We start from the raw sequence: 1,017 nt of genomic DNA, 5'->3' as shown, positions 1-1,017 counted from the left end.
TTTGCGCCGCCCGAGCGTCCGCCCCAGGCCGACAATGGATTTCTGATGCATCTCGAAGAATTAAAGCGCAAGACGCCGGCGGAATTGCTGGCCTACGCTGAAGAATTACAAATCGAAAACGCGAGCACTCTGCGTAAGCAGGATATGATGTTCGCTATTCTCAAACAGCTTGCCGAGAATGACGTTGCTATCTTCGGCAGCGGCGTGTTGGAAGTGATGCCGGACGGCTTCGGCTTTCTGCGCTCGCCCGAATCCAACTATCTGCCGGGGCCGGACGATATTTACGTCAGCCCGACGCAAGTGCGCCGCTTCGGCTTGCGCACCGGCGATACGGCGGAAGGCCAGATTCGCGCGCCGCAGCACGGCGAGCGTTATTTCTCGCTGCTGAAGGTCAATACGATCAATTTCGATGCGCCGGAAAAAGTCCGCCACCGCATCAATTTCGACAATCTGACGCCGCTCTACCCGGATGAGCGCCTGAAGCTCGAAATCGAAGACCCGACGCGCAAGGATCTGACCACCCGCGTCATCGATCTGGTCGCGCCGCTCGGCAAAGGCCAGCGCGCTTTGATCGTCGCGCCGCCGCGCACCGGTAAAACCGTGATGCTGCAAAACATCGCCCATGCGATTGCCAAGAATCACCCGGAAGTCTACCTCATCGTTCTGCTGATCGATGAGCGCCCGGAAGAAGTGACCGATATGGCGCGCTCGGTGAAGGGTGAAGTTATCAGCTCCACCTTCGACGAGCCCGCAACCCGCCACGTGCAAGTGACGGAAATGGTGCTGGAAAAGGCGAAACGCCTCGTTGAGCATAAGCGCGACGTGGTCATCCTGCTCGATTCGATCACCCGCCTCGCCCGCGCCTACAATACGGTGGTGCCCTCCTCCGGCAAAGTGCTGACCGGCGGTGTGGATGCCAACGCCCTACAACGCCCGAAGCGCTTCTTTGGCGCTGCGCGCAATATCGAAGAAGGCGGCTCGCTGACCATCATCGGTACAGCGCTGATCGATACCGGC

General features: G+C 59.4%; 1 protein-coding gene. It reads left to right on the top strand.

Annotated features, from left to right (window positions below):
• Positions 1 to 45: 45 nt before the first annotated feature.
• Positions 46 to 1,017: transcription termination factor Rho (gene rho, locus VZ95_RS17585; RefSeq protein ID WP_045777018.1), on the top strand; the 972-nt coding region annotated here is incomplete at its 3' end.

Origin of the sequence: Elstera litoralis (genome assembly GCF_000963705.1) — a bacterium.
In the GTDB taxonomy this organism is placed as follows: Bacteria; Pseudomonadota; Alphaproteobacteria; order Elsterales; family Elsteraceae; genus Elstera; species Elstera litoralis.
The sequence above is the reverse complement of the archived record's forward strand: the minus strand, read 5'-3'. Positions and strand labels throughout refer to the sequence as shown.